The sequence below is a fragment of the Pseudomonas sp. LBUM1663 genome (assembly GCF_059695905.1).
On record NZ_CP166792.1, the window covers coordinates 5,328,168 to 5,345,286 of the forward strand.

General features: G+C 59.3%; 13 protein-coding genes. 6 read left to right on the forward strand and 7 right to left on the reverse strand.

Annotated features, from left to right (window positions below; all coding sequences use genetic code 11):
• Positions 1-52: 52 nt before the first annotated feature.
• The 5 genes from ACA075_RS24355 to ACA075_RS24375 all read right to left on the reverse strand — a co-directional run bounded on the left by ACA075_RS24355 (position 53) and on the right by ACA075_RS24375 (position 5,712).
• Complete coding sequence (locus ACA075_RS24355) at positions 53-1,315, reverse strand: hypothetical protein (RefSeq protein WP_497295854.1); 1,263 nt, start codon at positions 1,313-1,315, stop codon at positions 53-55.
• A complete protein-coding gene (locus ACA075_RS24360; protein ID WP_497295855.1) occupies positions 1,312-1,800 on the reverse strand; it encodes a CS1 type fimbrial major subunit in 489 nt (162 codons plus the stop codon). Before ACA075_RS24360 ends, ACA075_RS24355 begins: the two co-directional genes overlap by 4 nt.
• A 5-nt stretch (positions 1,801-1,805) precedes the next feature.
• Entirely contained in the window at positions 1,806-2,546 is a 741-nt protein-coding gene (locus tag ACA075_RS24365; protein ID WP_497295857.1) for a molecular chaperone, read from the reverse strand.
• Between the two features lie 38 nt (positions 2,547-2,584).
• Positions 2,585-5,107 (reverse strand): TcfC E-set like domain-containing protein, encoded by a 2,523-nt coding sequence (locus tag ACA075_RS24370; protein ID WP_497295859.1) that lies wholly within the window; start codon positions 5,105-5,107, stop codon positions 2,585-2,587.
• A gap of 113 nt (positions 5,108-5,220) precedes the next feature.
• The gene (locus tag ACA075_RS24375) at positions 5,221-5,712 is read right to left on the reverse strand and encodes a CS1 type fimbrial major subunit (protein WP_497295861.1); all 492 of its coding nucleotides are present in this window, start codon (positions 5,710-5,712) and stop codon (positions 5,221-5,223) included.
• Positions 5,713-6,222: 510 nt separating this feature from the next.
• On the opposite strand from ACA075_RS24375, the gene ACA075_RS24380 reads away from it, so the two are divergent.
• Complete coding sequence (locus ACA075_RS24380; protein ID WP_497295863.1) at positions 6,223-6,801, forward strand: PadR family transcriptional regulator; 579 nt, start codon at positions 6,223-6,225, stop codon at positions 6,799-6,801.
• Positions 6,798-7,580: a siderophore-interacting protein gene (locus ACA075_RS24385; RefSeq protein WP_497295864.1), complete on the forward strand. Its 783-nt coding sequence runs from the start codon at positions 6,798-6,800 to the stop codon at positions 7,578-7,580. The genes ACA075_RS24380 and ACA075_RS24385 overlap by 4 nt, the downstream gene beginning before the upstream one ends.
• A 172-nt stretch (positions 7,581-7,752) precedes the next feature.
• Here the strand turns inward: ACA075_RS24385 and ACA075_RS24390 are convergent, their stop codons facing one another.
• Together ACA075_RS24390 and ACA075_RS24395 are read right to left on the reverse strand one after the other, a co-directional pair.
• The gene (locus ACA075_RS24390; protein ID WP_497295865.1) at positions 7,753-8,403 is read right to left on the reverse strand and encodes a Pr6Pr family membrane protein; all 651 of its coding nucleotides are present in this window, start codon (positions 8,401-8,403) and stop codon (positions 7,753-7,755) included.
• Positions 8,404-8,405: 2 nt separating this feature from the next.
• Positions 8,406-8,636: a VF530 family protein gene (locus ACA075_RS24395; protein WP_007903672.1), complete on the reverse strand. Its 231-nt coding sequence runs from the start codon at positions 8,634-8,636 to the stop codon at positions 8,406-8,408.
• A gap of 283 nt (positions 8,637-8,919) precedes the next feature.
• On the opposite strand from ACA075_RS24395, the gene ACA075_RS24400 reads away from it, so the two are divergent.
• The 4 genes from ACA075_RS24400 (at position 8,920) to lon (ending at position 16,965) form a co-directional block, all read left to right on the forward strand.
• Entirely contained in the window at positions 8,920-10,302 is a 1,383-nt protein-coding gene (locus ACA075_RS24400; protein WP_497295868.1) for a carbohydrate porin, read from the forward strand.
• Positions 10,303-10,516: 214 nt separating this feature from the next.
• Positions 10,517-12,928: a glucose/quinate/shikimate family membrane-bound PQQ-dependent dehydrogenase gene (locus ACA075_RS24405; protein WP_497295869.1), complete on the forward strand. Its 2,412-nt coding sequence runs from the start codon at positions 10,517-10,519 to the stop codon at positions 12,926-12,928.
• Between the two features lie 498 nt (positions 12,929-13,426).
• Positions 13,427-13,804 carry a DUF6124 family protein gene (locus ACA075_RS24410; protein ID WP_497295871.1) on the forward strand — a complete coding sequence of 126 codons (378 nt, stop codon included), beginning with the start codon at positions 13,427-13,429 and terminating at the stop codon, positions 13,802-13,804.
• Between the two features lie 743 nt (positions 13,805-14,547).
• Entirely contained in the window at positions 14,548-16,965 is a 2,418-nt protein-coding gene (lon, locus tag ACA075_RS24415; RefSeq protein WP_219094550.1) for an endopeptidase La, read from the forward strand.
• Positions 16,966-17,119 lie beyond the last annotated feature (154 nt).

Sequence of the window (17,119 nt, forward strand, 5' to 3'; positions counted from 1 at the left end):
TCAAAGTCCATATCGATGCTCAGCCTTGCTGAATTAATCCTTCAGGCGCCCGCTAAACTTCCGAATCCCAGATGACCGTGACAAGGCCCGAGTAGGTCCTGACCACATTCGGCTTGAGCATTTCGCCGACTTGATCCTGCGCAATCTCGAAGTGCAACGTTCCCGGTTTGCGATCGACGTAAAAGCGTGGCTGGAAAAACTCGGTACCCATGCCGTCGCGCCGCAATGGCCGGCGACTGACCGGCTGATCGGCGGCATCCACCAAGCCATTGGGCAGGGTCAGGCTGACGTCGAGCGGCACGACATGACCGGAAACCGGGTCGCGTACCGAGCAGCGATTGCCATCTTCGCTGTACTGGCAGTCCAGATTCATCTTGAAGCGGCTCGACGAAGAGAGATTGAACGTCTGATCACGAAACAACCGCGTCGGCTTGCGCCCCTGCGTCAGCCAGGCTTGCCAGCCGCCCTGCGGGACCAGTTCGATGCGATTGCCACCGGGGGGAATCTCGACCTTGAGGGTGTGCCGAACATCCAGGGAGAAGTTGAGGGTCAGTTGGTTGTCATTGGGAATCATGACATCACCCATGTCGAAATCCTGACGAGGACCGACCATGTAGGTAATGGAGCCTGTGTATTTACCCGCGGCCATGTTCAGCGGATCGGGCGTGCGCAGTTCATAGGCGTACACAAAATACAGATACTTAAAGGACATCGGGATGTCGAACAGCGCCTTTTTGCTGCATACGCCCACCCCCACCGGGACTCTCCAGAAACTGTTGTAGCCAACGGGTCCCGCAGTCGCGTTACCGACCCCCAGACACGGCGCAGGCGCATACACCCAGCCCCCTCCCTGCCACATCTGATCCCACCAACCGCCTCCCGTAATGTCGGTGATTGGACGGGGAATGGACGCTTCGTGACCAATACCCCCGATTCGTATGGAAAGCACTTTTGAATCGCCCGATTCATGTGTAACACGCACCTCTCTCCATTCAGAGGGTACCCGGGCCATGCCGCCCTGGCGCGGGTCCGCGTGATTGGCAAGAATCGGCGCATTGGCCGTGAACAATATAGGCGCGACAAGACTGAAAAGTTGATAGCGCGCACAGGTCTCTGGAACTTGACGACAGAACCCCTCAGAGGGCGTCTTGTTGACGAATTTATTGTTCTGCGGTTTGGCCGAATCCGGCACGAACTCCGCCGTGATCTCTGCCACCACCGCCTCTGCAGGCATCGAAAACACAGCGCACAACAGACTGGTCAATACAAACCCATTCCGAGCCCGGACTGATCGCTTCTTCAATAAACGCTTCATTTTGGCAGTACCGCATTGAAGACCATATTCACGCTGCCAAAATAGCTGCCCGGTTTATAAACCCCATCGACAGGCGGCATTGGCACGATCTCCAGCAACACCCGTTTACCCGGCGCAGCATCACTCATTGACACCACCTCGCGACTGTCCAGCTCATTGAGCACATGGCCGTTGAACAGCACGCGCAAACCAATGTCATGGGCATCCGTCCCGTTGGACAAATACGGCCTGCCCTCAAGGCGAGCTTCGATGGAGCCGGCTTCATTCTTCACGTCGAAATACTTGCGCAAGCCGCCCAGGGTCGAGGTCGTCAGGTTCCACGGCAATTGCTGTTCGCGGTGAATCCAGCCGGGGTCTGCCGGAATGACATAAAACGCCTGGCTCGGAATCGTCACGAACACTTCGAAGTGCTGCACTTCGCGGGCGGCATACGCTGAATGGCAAGCCATTGCCGACATCATCAGGACCGTCAGTTTTCTGAACATAGTCATCAGCCTTTCACATCGAGTTTCTTGCGGCTCTCGCCTTCAATCAACGTGAAGCGGTACTCGCGGCCTGCCTGTTTCTCGAACTCGAAGTTGCGGCCGGCCAGAATGTGATGCTTGGTGGTCGGCTGGCAGTCCTGGTCGTTCTTGACCGCGCAATCCTTGAACTCGTCGATCACCACCACGGTGTTGCCGGTATTGCGGATCCGGTATCGGGCCGCCTCGTTTTCGATCACGCTGGCGTAGCGCGGGTCCTTGGGGCGAACGAAAAACACCGCGCCATAACCGGCCAGCACCGTGACCCCGGCGGACAGGGCTTTCTTGTATTCCTCACGTTCCTCGCCGGAGACCGCAAATTCGTCTTCCTTCTCGGGCACCACCGGCACGAAACGCACGCGGAAATAGCGCTCCTTGTCACGCTCCCCCATGTACAGCAATCGCGTGCCTTGCATGCCACTGGCGGGCACGATCAGCCGCGCCGGGCTGGCCATCAAGCCATCCCGGGATTTGCCGTCGGCATTGGTCTGGAGCGGCACTTCCCGGGATTTGCCATCGGCGTCGTAGAGGATTTCAAGGATGTTGACCTTGACGAAGGCGGTGCTGTCGCCGCCGTTGTAGACGCGTTTCAAAAAGGTACTTTTGTCGCCGTCCAGGTAGTCGTAAACCGTGCCGATATTGATGCTCGGTCCGGCGTGCGCCGTCTGGGTGAACAAACAAAAACCAATCAGTGCCAACCGACGTTTCATCGTCATTTACCTCATAAAAAAGTGCGTGGTGCCGGGCATCAACCTGCCGTCGGCGTCTCAAGCGTCAGGTCCGCCAACGTGTCGGGCGTGCAGCGCAGATCACCGATCATCAGCACATTGTTTTCCGTGCGGCCATTGCTCGGGTCCAGACGGAACTGGCACAGCAACTGATTGCCGTGGCGCACTTCCAGGGTCGGTGAGCCAGCGTTCATTTCCATGGAGAAGAAGCCGTCCACTTCACTCACCCCGCGACTGGCGTGGTTGATGATGTGATGGCCCTTGAGCGGGTTGCCCTGAGGGTCGATCAGGCGGCCAAGGACGGTAAGGGTTCGCATCACACGGATCTGGCGATAATCCACGCCGCCCTTGTTCAGGTGATAGCTGGAACGGGCCGGCTGGATGGTCGCGGCAGGCACGTGGTTGCCTTCGAAATCGAAACTGACGGAGCTGCTTTTGTAAGCCGTGATCGGCACGAAATTGCGTCCGGGCTTGAGGACCGCGCTGCCGCCGCTCAAATCGTCGGCGCGCAACGTGATGTCGTCGATGTCCGACTCGACATCGATGATCATGCCCGCGCCGTTGCGGTGGTATTGGCTGGTCATGATCATTTTTTGCCCACCGACCGCTACGGTGCTGTCGAGGTTGAGGCCGCCGGTGAGGTCGTTGTTGTAAGAGGAGCGCTGGATAAAACCGTCAGCGTTGGCCAGGTCCGATTGCATCGTCGCCAGCGCATTCAAACCGATGCCATAGGTGTCGGTGATGGCCGTGGCGGAAACACTTTGCAGCAGGTGGTCCTGCAAGTCTTTGCGGTAAGTGATCGAGGCATTGTTGTCGCGCCCGCCGTCACGATCGGTACGGGTGCCGATGCTGCCGGACAGCTGTTCTCCCGGACCACCCAGCGCGACGCTCACGCTCAGATCAAGCCCGCGATTTCGATCATTCCCCGAGCTGAAGCTGCCCGGCCTGTCGAACAGTGACAGGCGCCAATTGGCATCGCTGCCGAACAGTTGCGCGCGCTGGGTCCAGCCCAGATCCACGCCGACGCCTTCGGTATTGCCTTCACTGTGGGACACCCGGGCATTGACCGAACTTTTGCTGGTAAGCCGATGGTTAACCGACAACGACGAGTTGCTGGTCTGGCCGATATATACGTTGCGCTGCCGCACGCGCGTGCCATCGGGCAGGGTGTCGTAGAGCCGCGTGGTGTCGAGCCAGCTGCGGTTATGGCTGGCGACGAGGCTGCCGCTGCCGTAGGAATAAAGCCCCTGCACGTCAAAACCGGTGCCGTAGTCCTGAGTCTTGTAGACGTTGGCAAAGACGCTGGCGTTGTTGACGATGGCCCAGTCGACCGACGTGCCGTATTGCAGGGTGTCTTTCACTTGCCGACCCGACAGGCCGAGGATCACCCGTGGGTGCAGCAGGAAGTTGAACGCGGCGCCAGCGGTCATGTCGCCGTCGGCCTGCTCATCCCAGTTGCTGAGCATCTTCGATTCACGCCCGGCGAACAGGTTGTAGCGCCAGCGCTCGTCATGATTGCTCCAGTTGTTGGGTTTGTAGACCAGTTCCTGAGTGCTGGAAGTGATCTGGCCGTCCTCGATCAGCCGCACTTCGACTTCATAGATGCCGCCGGGCAATGGCCGCGTATCAAGCGTCTGCAAACCGGCCGGCATTGCCTGAGTGTTGATCAGCAAGCCGTCGCGATAGATCTCCACCGAGCCTTGGCGATTGGCCGTGACATAGATCGGGTAGACCGCCGGTTTCGGGTTGTTGATGGCCAGGCTGTCGGAACTGCCGTACATGACGCCCAGCGCAGTGTCGGGGCTGGCGCCAAAGGAGCGTGGCTGGCGGGTCAAGCCTTCCGAGGTGGGCGTGAACAAACCCAGGCGCAGGAAATTGCCTTCCAGTTCACGCTGGGTGAAGAGCTCGTGCACCGCGTGATAAGTCTGGTTGTCCACACCACCGAGGCGGGACAACTGCATGTTCACCGCCTGGGTCCAGTTGCCCAGGCTGCTGCTGGCTTCCAGACCGTAACGACCACCGAGGTTCTGGTTCTGGCCGCCATTGAGGTTCAGCTGGTTGCGCACGATCAACCCGGTGCTGCCGCCTTCGGGCTGGTTGTAATAAAGCTGCACCTGATCATCGCGCTCGGCGTTTTCCGTGAGGATCGACACCAGCGAGTTTTCCAGGCTGTAGTGCACGGCCAGCAGTTGTTCGGGGCAATTGGCCTGGCAGGCGCCCAGTACCACGCCTTGTTTCAGGTAGTCGGCCCAGATGTCACGCTCGCTGGGCTTGATCGTGCTGTCGCTGACATCGGCGAAGTCGACGAGGGTGATGCGATCATCGCGGGTCAACACGACCATCGCCTCACCGAGAAACTGTTGGTCAAGTTCCACGCGTACTGCCAGCGGCACATCAAAGAAGTGCTCTTCGAACTCGCTCGGTAGCCCCTTGGCTTGCGCAAGCAAACTTCGGGGTGTGTGGCCGTTGTCCGCTGGCGCGGCCAGGGCAGTTGCACAAAAACATAGGGCAAGCGCGGTCGCGATGGGAGTCATCGGGAACATGAACGAATACTCTGAAGATAAATTCGTTGAAACCCGATCGACAGGGACGCAGCCCTATCGATCGGTGAACGTTGCCAAGTAAGACAGAACTTACTTACAGAACGCGCCGTGTTTTAGATGCGCGGAATGGCATCAAAAATGACGACTGGGTTGGCGGTGTAGAGACCCACCTGGGCGTTGGTCGGCTTCGCGGCCTTGATGACCAGGTCGGCGCGCATGCCACCGTTGGACTCGGCGTCACCTACCACTTCCTGGGATTCGGCCGTCAGCACCGTGCCATTGAAGGTGTAAGTCAGAGGAATGTTCAAGGTTGGATTACCGTTGAACAACGGGGTAGGACCGCCGACGATATAAGCGCCAACCGAGCCATTGGTGTGTTGAATATTGTAGGTGCCACGGACCTCTGTCAGGTCGCCGACCCCAATGAGGTATTGCATTTTCTCGTCTTTACCGAAATCCGGGTTCACAGGCTGGGCATGGAAGACCTTGCTTGGGATATCCGCAGTAATGTTGATGGAGGTGCGCGATTCTTCAGCAGCGAACGCCATCGAAGCGCTCAGGGCCAGGAGGGTCATCGGAACGGCGATTGCAAACTTCTTGAACATTATTGAGTACCTGTCTTTTTCAAAGGATTGGGCCGAGAAAAGTCTAAACAAGCGAACTTAACCCCTCGCGCTGATGGCGATTTCGCTTAACTTTCGACGCCAGAAAATGATCGTCCAATCTCTTGAAAAAGTAAGTACGTAACTTCCGAAGAACATGTAGTAACAATGGCTTTCGAACACTAGGAAAAAAGTTGAAAAAACGCCAACTTGATTGTTTTACCCTCAGAAAAATACTACACACAGATTTAACTGAAAAAACACACAGATATGAACTAATAAAACTTCCGTAAGACAGGGCCTACTTATCTCATGATAGTGGAATAATTATCAATCGATGAACTTCCATGATTAGTTCAATTACTCTAAAAGAGTAACTCATGCATGACTCCTCGTCGCTGATGGCATCTGGCCCCAAGCGACCACCGAGGCCGACCGTCGGTCCAGAACGCTTGCGCTCGTCTAAAGATATATCTTAAGTTGTATCTAAACACCACGAGAGAAGACGTAAAAATGAGAGACCATCATTCCCATCGAGACCACGGCGACAGCCGCGACGGCTTCGAGAAACGCCCGGGCCCCGGCCGTGAACGCGGTGGCCGTGGTCCCCGGGTGTTTGCCCCCGGCGACCTGAAACTGCTGCTGTTGGCGTTGATTGCCGAGCAGCCCTGCCACGGCTATGACCTGATCCGCCAGATCGAAAGCATGTTCGACGGTGCCTACTGCCCCAGCCCCGGTGTGATCTACCCGACCCTGACCTTTCTCGAAGAAAGCGAAATGATCCTGGGCGACGCCGAGGGCGGCAAAAAGCGCTACACCATCACCGACGCCGGACGGCTGTCGTTGACCGAACAGGCCATTGCGCTGGACGGCGTGCGAATGCGCATCGAAGTCAGCAAGCGCTCGTTGCGCGGCCATGATCGCCCGGCCGAGATCCACGAGGCGGTGCACAACTTGCGTCACGCCTTGCAGATGCATCACGGCCGCTGGAGTCCCGAAGAAATCCTGCGGGTTCGCGACCTGCTCAACAACACCGCCAAAGCCATCGTCGATGGCCCTGCCGTTCAACCCGTTCAGGAGAAAGCCGAATGACTGACGTTGTGCACACCATTCACCGTGTCATGCATGAAATCAAACGTCGCCGCCTGCAAGTGCTACGGGTGGTTGACCTGACGCCGCGGATGCGCCGGATCACCCTGGGCGGCCCGGAGCTGGCCGGCTTTGTCAGCCTGGGCACGGACGACCACGTCAAACTGCTGTTCCCGCAAAACGCGGCCGAACAAGCGGCGCTGGAAACTCTGGTGCTCGGCGCCGGTAAAGACAACGGCCCGATGCCGGCGATGCGCGACTACACGCCGCGTCGCTACGACCTCGACACCCTGGAACTGGACATCGACTTCGTGTTGCACGGAGACGGCCCCGCCTCGACCTGGGCCGAGCAGGCCACACCTGGCCAGTTCCTGCACATTGGCGGGCCGCGTGGCTCGATGGTCGTGCCGGACATGTTCGACAGCTATTTGCTGATCGGCGACGAAACCGCCCTGCCCGCCATCGCCCGCCGACTCGAAGGTCTGGCGGCCAATCGTCGTGCGCTGGTGATTGTGGAAGTGGAGAACGGCGCCGAGCAGCAACGTCTGGAAAGCGCCGCGCAGGTCAATGTGATCTGGGTCTTGCGCGAGGGTGGCAAAGACAACTTGCTGACCACCGTGAAGCACCTGCAAGTGCCGAGCGGCAATCTGTATGCGTGGGTGGCGACCGAGACCAAGGTGTCACGGCAGATTCGTCGGGTGCTGCTCGATGAGCACGGCTTGAATGAGCAATTCGTCAAGGCCGTGGGGTACTGGCGGGCGGATGATAGCGACGAGGAGTGACCACAGCTCGATAGTGTGGCGAGGGAGCTTGCTCCCGTTCGGCTGCGAAGCAGTCGTAAAATCAGCATACTCGGTGATTCAGTAAAACTCGGTTGCAGGTTTTAGCGCCGCTTCGCGCCGCAGCGGGAGCAAGCTCCCTCGCCACAAAGGCCCTTCAAATCACCCTCTGTATTCACCGACCACGCCACCGATCCAACGCGATAATAATTAGAGCAATCACCACAAACCCCGCCAACAATCCCCCCGCATTCAAAAACACCTGTGGATAACCCAGCGTGCCGACATCAATGAACGGATAGGGATAAACCGCCAGTTCATGCCCGCGCAGCAATGAATAGGCGAAGTACACCAGCGGATAGATCACCCACAACCCGATATGCCGCAGGCGCAAGGTGCCTTTGGGTACACACCACCACCAGTACGCCAGAAACAGCAGCGGCATGACGTCATGCATCAGCTCATCGGCCAGAAACTGCCAGCCTTCGGGATGCCACAAGTGGCGCAGCAACAGGCTGTAAGCCAGGCCGACGACCACGATGCTCACGGCAATGGCGCTGCTGACCCACGGCTGCAAAAACCAGCGTCGCGCCGCCGACTCGCGAGGGGTCCACTCACAGGTCAGCACCACCGCCACCAGCGTATTGGTCAACACGGTGAAGTAGCTGAAAAAGCTCAGCAGCCCTCCCAGCAAACTGGCTTGCAGCGTCCAGCGTGAGTACAGGATCAAGTACAGCTGAATCGCCAGCCCGGCCCAACCCAGCACTGCGGCCACCGCCACAAAACGACGCCTCGCGGCAGAACCTGGCGTCGAGAGCGAGCCCATATTCAGAGCGGGCGCTTGGTGCGCATCAGCTTCACGTACAGGCGTTCGACCTTCTCCCGCGCCCACGGGGTTTTGCGCAGGAAAGTCAGGCTCGACTTGATGCTCGGGTCACTCTTGAAACAACGGATATCAATGCGCTCGGCCAGCCCCGACCATTCGTAATGTTCCACCAGGGCGTTGAGGATTTGCTCCAGCGTCACGCCGTGCAGCGGGTTGTTGTTCTGTTCGGTCATGCCGGGCCTTCGAGCGATGTAAGGATGGGAAGCCGCGCACCTTAGCCGAGGGTGTGGCCGGGTGGAAGCGCGATGTGCGCTCTCTGGTAAATGTAGGTGACCTTGAACAGATCGCTGCCCAGCACTGTTACCAAATACGAAATAATTCATGTCACTAAAAGCGCTTTCTCTATTTGTAACAAGACATTATCCTTGCGCCCGTCAAGCTGAAACGCTTCATCTACCCGCGACATAGTGCCGCTTTCCGTTCATCCCCCAGAAAAAGATCAAGAATTCCTTCTCTATGCCTGATTTCCCAACTCCGCGAGACAGCGCTGTCTGCACCGCTATTGCCGGTCGAAAAGCCTTGAACCTGATCGGTGGGTTCACCGCCTTGAGCCTGGCCACATGCACCCAGGCCACTCCCGCCTTCGATAGCGAATCGCCCTGGATGCTGGGCGACTGGAACGGCACGCGCACCGAACTTTCGGAAAAAGGCTACGACTTCAAAGTCGATTACACCGGCGAAATGGGCAGCAAACTGCACGGTGGCTACGACCACGATCGCACGGCGCGCTACAGCGACCAGTTTGGTTTCGGCACGCACTTGGATTTGCAGAAGATTCTGGGTTGGGACGACGCCGAATTTCAGCTGACCATCACCGAGCGCAATGGCAACAACATCAGCAACGACCGGATCAACGACCCGCGCGTCGGGGGCTTTACCTCGGCGCAGGAAGTCTGGGGCCGTGGGCAAACCTGGCGCCTGACGCAGATGTGGTATCAGCAGAAGTTCTTCGATCAGAAACTCGACATCAAGGTCGGCCGTTTCGGCGAAGGCGAGGACTTCAACAGCTTCCCGTGCGACTTCCAGAACCTGGCGTTTTGCGGCTCGCAGGTCGGTAACTGGGTCGGCGGCATCTGGTACAACTGGCCAGTTAGCCAGTGGGCCATGCGCGTGAAATATCACCTGACGCCGGAGCTGTACGCGCAGGTCGGCGCCTACGAGCAAAACCCGTCGAACCTTGATCGCGACAATGGTTTCAAGCTCAGCGGCAGCGGTACTCAGGGCGCGATCCTGCCGGTGGAACTGGTCTGGTCGCCGAAGCTCAACGGCCTGCCGGGTGAATACCGCGCCGGCTATTACTACAGCAACGCCAAGGCCACGGATGCCTACAAGGACAGCAATGGCCAGCCGGCCGCCCTGAGCGGCGAGGCTTACCGCAGCGCGTCGAGCAAGCACGGTGTGTGGTTGGGTGTTCAGCAACAAATCACCCGCCGCGCCAGCGACAATTCGCGCGGCCTGAGCGTGTTCGCCAACGGCACGATGCACGACAAGAAGACCAACGCCGTCGACAACTATGTCCAGGCCGGCGTCGTCTACAAAGGGTTCTTCGATGCTCGCGCCAAAGACGACATCGGCTTTGCCCTCGCCCGGGTTCACGTCAACCCGGCTTATCGCAAGAACGCCGAAGCGACCAACCAGGCCCGCGCCGTCTATGACTACGACGATCCTTCGTTCCTGCCACCCCAGGACACCGAATACAGCGCCGAACTCTATTACGGCGTGCACGTCACGAACTGGCTGACCGTGCGCCCGAACCTGCAATACATCCGCCACCCCGGTGGCGTGGATAAGGTCGATGACGCGCTGATTGGCGGGATCAAGATCCAGTCATCGTTCTGACCAACATCACAAAACCCTGTAGGAGCCGGCTTGCTGGCGATGGCGGTGTCTCAGCCAACACATTTATCGCCTGACACGCCGCTATCGCCAGCAAGCCGGCTCCTACAAGGGATTGCATCAATCGAACCATTTTTATCTGAACCATGCCCGCACAGGATCGTCATCTACAGTGAACTTGCGCGGGACAACTTGAAACGTCACGGAGAACCACACTATGAGCACTGATGGTGCTTTGAGTCGAAGCCGTCTATTGCCGACACTGCTCGGCATTCTGCTTCTGCTAATGGGCCTGGCCATGCTGGCTGGCGGAATCAAGCTGAGCCTGCTAGGTGGCTCGTTGTATTACCTGCTGGCCGGTATCGGCCTGACGCTGACCGGCGTGCTGCTGATCCTGGCTCGCCGCGCTGCGCTGGGCCTTTACGCACTGGTGCTGTTCGCCAGTACCGTGTGGGCCTTGTGGGAAGTCGGCCTCGACTGGTGGCAACTGGTGCCGCGTCTGGCGATGCTGTTTGCGCTGGGCCTCGTCATGTTGCTGCCGTGGTTCCGCCGTCCGCTGCTGATCACCGGCCCTGCGCCGATGGGCACTGGCGCGTTGAGCGTGGCTGTGGTGCTGGCGGGCGTTACTGCACTGGCCAGCCAGTTCACCAATCCGGGTGAAATCAAAGGCGAACTGGACCGCGACAGCGTGCCGGGCATGACCAACACCGCCCCGGCCATGCCCGACGGTGACTGGAATTCCTACGGCCGCAGCGCTCACGGTGATCGTTACTCGCCACTGGCGCAGATCACCCCGCAGAACGTGAACAAACTGGTTCCAGCCTGGACCTACCGCACCGGCGACCTGCCGGGGCCGAACGACCCGGGCGAAACCACGGCCGAAAACACCCCGCTGAAAGTCAATGGCATGCTCTACGTCTGCACGCCGCACAGCCAGGTGATCGCCCTCGACCCGGACACCGGCAAGGAAATCTGGCGTTTCGATCCGAAGCTCTCCACGCAAAACGCGGCGAACTTCAAGGGTTGGGCGCACATGACCTGCCGTGGCGTGACCTATCACGATGACGCCGTCTACGCGTCCGAGCAAAGCCCGACCGGCACCGCCAGCCCTGCGCCGGTCAGCACGGTCTGCCCACGCCGGATCTTCCTGCCGACCGCCGACACCCGCCTGATCGCCCTCGACGCCGACACCGGCAAGATGTGCGAAGACTTCGGCAACCAAGGCCAGGTCGACTTGACCGCCAATATCGGCGGCTTCAATGCCGGCGGTTACTACTCCACTTCACCTCCAGCGGTCACCAAGGATCTGGTGGTGATCGGCGGCCACGTTACCGACAACGTTTCCACCGACGAGCCAAGCGGCGTGATCCGCGCGTTCGACGTGCACTCCGGCAAACTGGTATGGAACTGGGACAGCGGCAACCCGGACGACACCACGCCGATTGCCGAAGGCAAGGTCTACACCCGCAACTCGCCGAACATGTGGTCCATGTTCGCCGTCGACGAAAAACTCGGCATGCTTTACCTGCCGATGGGCAACCAGACCCCGGACCAGTTCGGTGGCGATCGCACCCCTGAATCGGAACTGCACGCCGCCGGCCTGACCGCCCTCGACATCGCGACCGGCCAGGTGCGCTGGCACATGCAGTTCACCCACCATGACCTGTGGGACATGGACGTCGGTGGCCAGCCAACCCTGATGGACCTGAAAACCGCTGACGGCGTGAAGCCAGCCGTGCTCGCGTCCACCAAGCAAGGCAGCATCTACGTGCTGGATCGCAGCACCGGCAAGCCGATCGTGCCGATCAACGAAGTGCCGGTTCCGCAAGGCGCTGTCGAAGGTGATCACACCTCGCCAACTCAACCGAAATCCGACCTCAACCTGATGCCGCCGCCGCTGCAAGAGCGCGACATGTGGGGCGTGACCCCGTTCGACCAACTGATCTGCCGGATCGACTTCAAATCCATGCGCTACGATGGCCCTTTCACGCCGCCATCGCTGCAGGGTTCGATCGTTTACCCAGGCAACTTCGGCGTGTTCGACTGGGGCGGCATCTCGGTTGACCCGGTGCGTCAGATCGCGTTCGTGAACCCGAGCTACATGGCGTTCAAATCGAAAATGATCCCGGCCGCCGAAATCGCTGCCCAAGGCCCGCGCAAAAGCGAAACCGAAGGCGTGCAACCGAACAAAGGCGCGCCTTACGGCGTCGTCCTCGAAGCCCTGCTCTCGCCAATGGGCCTGCCGTGCCAGGCACCGGCCTGGGGCTACGTGGCCGCGGTCGACCTGACCACCCACAAAACCATCTGGAAACACAAAAACGGCACCGTGCGCGACAGCTCACCGGTTCCGATCCCGCTGAGCATGGGCGTGCCTAGCCTGGGCGGTACCTTCGTCACAGCGGGCGGCGTTGGCTTCCTGAGCGGCACCCTCGACCAGTACCTGCGCGCCTACGACGTGAAAAACGGCAAGCAGTTGTGGGAAGGTCGCCTGCCAGCAGGTGCACAAACCACTCCGATGACCTACACCGGCAAGGACGGCAAGCAATACGTGCTCGTCGTGGCTGGCGGTCATGGGTCGCTGGGCACCAAGCAGGGTGACTATGTGATTGCGTACAAACTGTCCGAGTAAGGTTTAGCGGCGGTTAAAGGAAAGGCGACTCCTGCGAGGGGGTCGCCTTTTTTGTCGGAATTTTTCCGCCACACCGCCTATCACTTGTGGGAGCGGGCTTGCCCGCGATAGCGGTGTATCAGTCCACACATTTGTTGAATGTTAAACAGCCATCGCGAGCAAGCCCGCTCCCACATTGGGTCGCGTCAGGCCTGAACTTATTTGCCAACGTCCTACAGCGGTGGCTGTTCCAGAGGAGGATTCCGACAAGTTCTATCGGTTGTCGTGTCGGAAGTCCGGGCGATAGGCTTTCGAGGTCGCTGCAAATTCAGCGGCCGGGTTTGGTCGCCCAGGTTTAGAATGGCGCACTTTTCGTGCTTGCTTCATGGCGAGCTGTGCGTGGGAGGGCCTCGGCCCTGCCGGGTTCCATTCCCTGGTCGACCAACCTGCGTATGGTTCGCCACCCAACTGCTTGGTCGCAGTCGTGGCGAACTTCCAGTCCCCGAATGGAGCTTCACCATGTTCAAAGAAACCCCGAATCCCCCGCAAACCGACGACGTTTCCCCCTACGAATCCCTCGATTCCAAAAAACTCAACGAAGCCGCCGAACGCGCACTGGATCACTACCTCAACCCCGCCGCCCTCAAATCCCCCGCCACCCGCAAACCCAGCACGATGTTTGTGATTGCCCCGGACATCAAAGACGAAGACCTGTTGGCCCACACCTGCGAATCGTTGGCCCAGGCCAGCGTAATGGCGAGTGATTTCGCGGACTATCTGGAAGGCCCGCACCGGCACAAGGCGATGGCCATTCAACAGATCGTCATGCTGGCCGAGCTGGCAGCAAACCGGATGCTCGATAACGTCGCCATCCCAAAACCTGAGCCGCACAGCTAATACCCGTGAGAGCCGGGCTTGCCGGCGATGGCGGTGTGTCAATCGACATCAATGTTGAATGAGCAATCGCCATCGCAGGCAAGCCAGCTCCCACAATTGGATTGGGTACATCAGCAAGAGATTAGTCGGCTGTCAGGTCGCCTTCGCTGGCAGGCCAGCTCCCACAATTGAATTGGGTACATCAGCAAGAGATTGGTCGGCTGTCAGGCCGCCATCGCGAGCAGGCTCACTCCCACGAAAAGCAGATCAGCGTACGGCTTTTGCTTCTCACCACTCATCAGGCCGAGCGTTAGCTCGCCTTCAGCTTTTGATCTGCCCGCCCCTTCGGGAGGCTGAGTGGAGGTGTTCATCCGGGGAGTGGCGCGCAGCGCCGTTCGACGCAGTCGAACACGCTGCATGTAGGTCGTCGCGAAGCAGACCGGAGGGCAGTGTCCCCGGATGGATACCGGAGCGAAGGAACGCCGAGCCTAAGCGAGGGGCCGGACGCTCGGGGCGAGCCTTTTTTTGCTTACTTTTTTTTGGCGTTTGAAAAAAAAGTGAGTCGCCGTAAGGGCGAAACCGCCAGCCGCCGTTACCACAGAAATGGATATGTACCCGGTCAACCACAACATGGTCGGCCCACAGGCCGCCAAGTCAAAAGCACCTGTCCAAACCCTGAACACACACCCAGAAATATCCCGCCCCATTGAAACCACCCCCCACCTGCCCCATCTAAGACCCATACCCCATTGCGCAGGTGCCCCATGAGCGACCAGCAAGAATTCCCCGAAGACCCGAGCGAATACGCCGACCCAGAGAACGCCGAACACCACTCCACCGGCAAAGGCCTCGCCCTGCCCGGCCAGAACCTGCCGGACAAGGTCTACATCATCCCGATCCACAACCGCCCATTCTTCCCGGCCCAAGTGCTGCCGGTCATCGTCAATGAAGAACCGTGGGCTGAGACCCTGGATCTGGTCAGCAAATCCGACCACCACTCCCTGGCCCTGTTCTACATGGACACGCCCCAGGAAGACCCGCGCCATTTCGACACCTCGGCCCTGCCGCTGTACGGCACCCTGGTCAAGGTGCACCACGCCAGTCGCGAAAACGGCAAACTGCAATTCGTCGCCCAAGGCCTGACCCGGGTACGCATCAAAACCTGGCTCAAACACCATCGCCCGCCTTACCTGGTGGAAGTCGAATACCCGCACCAGCCAACCGAGCCGACCGACGAGGTCAAGGCCTACGGCATGGCGCTGATAAACGCGATCAAGGAACTGCTGCCGCTGAACCCCCTGTACAGCGAAGAGCTGAAAAACTACCTCAACCGCTTCAGCCCCAACGATCCGTCGCCACTCACCGACTTCGCCGCCGCCCTGACCTCAGCCACCGGCAGCGAACTGCAGGAAGTGCTCGACTGCGTGCCGATGCTCAAGCGCATGGAAAAAGTCCTGCCGATGCTGCGCAAGGAAGTCGAAGTCGCGCGCCTGCAAAAGGAAATTTCCGCCGAAGTTAACCGCAAGATCGGCGAACATCAGCGCGAGTTCTTCCTCAAGGAACAGCTCAAGGTTATCCAGCAAGAGCTGGGGCTGACCAAAGACGACCGCAGCGCCGACCTCGAACAGTTCGAGCAACGGCTGACCGGCAAAGTGCTGTCGGCCCAAGCGCAAAAACGCATCGAAGAGGAAATGAACAAGCTGTCGATCCTCGAGACCGGCTCGCCGGAGTACGCGGTCACCCGCAACTATCTCGACTGGGCGACTTCGGTACCGTGGGGCGTTTACGGCGAGGACAAACTCGACCTCAAGCACGCACGCAAGGTGCTGGACAAACACCACGCTGGCCTCGACGACATCAAGGACCGCATCCTCGAATTCCTCGCGGTCGGTGCTTATAAAGGCGAGATCAGCGGCTCCATCGTGCTGCTGGTCGGCCCGCCGGGCGTGGGTAAAACCAGTGTCGGCAAATCCATCGCCGAATCCCTCGGCCGACCGTTCTACCGCTTCAGCCTTGGCGGTATGCGCGACGAAGCCGAGATCAAGGGCCATCGCCGCACCTACATCGGCGCGCAGCCGGGCAAACTCGTGCAGGCGTTGAAAGACGTCGAAGTGATGAACCCGGTGATCATGCTCGACGAAATCGACAAGATGGGCCAGAGCTACCAGGGCGACCCGGCCTCGGCGCTGCTGGAAACGCTGGACCCGGAACAGAACGTCGAATTCCTTGACCATTACCTGGACCTGCGTCTGGACCTGTCGAAAGTGCTGTTCGTCTGCACCGCCAATACCCTGGATTCGATTCCCGGCCCATTGCTGGACCGGATGGAAGTGATTCGCCTGTCGGGTTACATCACCGAAGAAAAAATCGCCATCGCCAAGCGTCACCTCTGGCCCAAGCAGCTGGAAAAGGCCGGCGTGTCCAAAGGCAGCCTGAGCATCAGCGACAGCGCCTTGAAAGCCTTGATCGATGGTTACGCCCGCGAAGCCGGGGTGCGCCACTTGGAAAAAGAACTGGGCAAACTGGTGCGCAAGGCCGTGGTGAAGTTGATCGACGAGCCGAAAGCGGTGATCAAAATCGGTCCGAAAGACCTCGAAGCCTCGCTCGGCCATCCAGTATTCCGCAACGAGCAAGTGCTGTCCGGCACCGGCGTCATCACGGGCCTGGCCTGGACCAGCATGGGCGGTGCAACTCTGCCGATCGAAGCCACGCGCATTCACACCTTGAACCGTGGCTTCAAACTCACCGGGCAACTGGGCGACGTGATGAAGGAGTCGGCGGAAATCGCCTACAGCTACGTCAGCTCCAACCTGAAGTCGTTTGGCGGTGATCCGAAATTCTTCGACGAAGCCTTCGTCCACCTGCACGTCCCGGAAGGCGCTACCCCGAAAGACGGCCCGAGCGCCGGCGTGACCATGGCCAGCGCCCTGCTCTCCCTCGCCCGCAACCAGGCGCCGAAAAAAGGCGTGGCCATGACCGGAGAGCTGACACTGACCGGGCATGTCCTGCCGATTGGCGGCGTGCGCGAGAAGGTGATCGCGGCGCGGCGGCAGAAGATTTTCGAGTTGATTCTGCCGGAACCTAACCGTGGCAGCTTTGACGAGTTGCCGGACTATCTGAAGGAAGGGATAACCGTGCACTTTGCCAAGCGTTTTGCGGATGTGGCGAAAATTCTGTTCTGACTGGATGTTCGCCAGCGTGCCTACACTTTAGGTGTGCTGGCGAACGACACTCTTATTCCTAATAAAGCTAAGCAACTGTCAGATATGACAGTTACCCCCCATTGAATTGATCGCCACACTTCCCACTCGAAAATAATTGATCATCGAAGGGAAA

Bases quoted from the DNA above. Each gene is read 5' to 3' on its own strand.
- ACA075_RS24355 (WP_497295854.1), bottom strand. From the start codon at position 1,315: ATGAAGCGTTTATTGAAGAAGCGATCAGTCCGGGCTCGGAATGGGTTT.
- ACA075_RS24360 (WP_497295855.1), bottom strand. From the start codon at position 1,800: ATGTTCAGAAAACTGACGGTCCTGATGATGTCGGCAATGGCTTGCCAT.
- ACA075_RS24365 (WP_497295857.1), bottom strand. From the start codon at position 2,546: ATGAAACGTCGGTTGGCACTGATTGGTTTTTGTTTGTTCACCCAGACG.
- ACA075_RS24370 (WP_497295859.1), bottom strand. From the start codon at position 5,107: ATGTTCCCGATGACTCCCATCGCGACCGCGCTTGCCCTATGTTTTTGT.
- ACA075_RS24375 (WP_497295861.1), bottom strand. From the start codon at position 5,712: ATGTTCAAGAAGTTTGCAATCGCCGTTCCGATGACCCTCCTGGCCCTG.
- ACA075_RS24380 (WP_497295863.1), top strand. From the start codon at position 6,223: ATGAGAGACCATCATTCCCATCGAGACCACGGCGACAGCCGCGACGGC.
- ACA075_RS24385 (WP_497295864.1), top strand. From the start codon at position 6,798: ATGACTGACGTTGTGCACACCATTCACCGTGTCATGCATGAAATCAAA.
- ACA075_RS24390 (WP_497295865.1), bottom strand. From the start codon at position 8,403: ATGGGCTCGCTCTCGACGCCAGGTTCTGCCGCGAGGCGTCGTTTTGTG.
- ACA075_RS24395 (WP_007903672.1), bottom strand. From the start codon at position 8,636: ATGACCGAACAGAACAACAACCCGCTGCACGGCGTGACGCTGGAGCAA.
- ACA075_RS24400 (WP_497295868.1), top strand. From the start codon at position 8,920: ATGCCTGATTTCCCAACTCCGCGAGACAGCGCTGTCTGCACCGCTATT.
- ACA075_RS24405 (WP_497295869.1), top strand. From the start codon at position 10,517: ATGAGCACTGATGGTGCTTTGAGTCGAAGCCGTCTATTGCCGACACTG.
- ACA075_RS24410 (WP_497295871.1), top strand. From the start codon at position 13,427: ATGTTCAAAGAAACCCCGAATCCCCCGCAAACCGACGACGTTTCCCCC.
- lon (WP_219094550.1), top strand. From the start codon at position 14,548: ATGAGCGACCAGCAAGAATTCCCCGAAGACCCGAGCGAATACGCCGAC.